Below are 424 nucleotides of genomic sequence, written 5' to 3'. Positions count from 1 at the left end.
TAGTAGCTCTATGGATAGGGTACTCTTAGATCCTTACTTAAGAGAATGAGAAGTATGTGATTACAATACATTCGATCCGATAATATTACTTAGCTGCATCGTTTTATATTAATCTTTTCTCTCCTCAATTATGATAAAATGTACAATAGGAAATTTTATGTAAAATAAAGGGGGAAGGTTTATGGTCAGCTTGAGTACATTGGTAGCTTTTGCAATTGTTTCGCTTAGCATGGTTTGTTCACCTGGGCCTAATATGATTTACCTCATTTCCCGTTCCATTACGCAAGGACGTATGGCGGGATTTATTTCTTTATTGGGCATCATGCTCGGATTTGTAATCTATATAATCGCAACTATGTTTGGACTTACAGTTCTATTCGTTGCTGTTCCCGCTGTATATGAAGCAGTAAAGTGGGCAGGTGCT

At 37.0% G+C, this 424-nt stretch carries 1 protein-coding gene; it reads left to right on the top strand.

The window, feature by feature from the left end:
• Positions 1 to 190 precede the first annotated feature (190 nt).
• Positions 191 to 424, top strand: a 234-nt coding sequence (locus tag EEB19_RS26480; protein ID WP_222930000.1) for a LysE family translocator, incomplete at its 3' end; no start/stop codon positions are given.

This window comes from Gordonia sp. OPL2 (assembly GCF_003797825.1).
Taxonomy (GTDB): domain Bacteria; phylum Actinomycetota; class Actinomycetes; order Mycobacteriales; family Mycobacteriaceae; genus Gordonia.
This window is presented reverse-complemented; position numbering and strand designations above follow the sequence as displayed.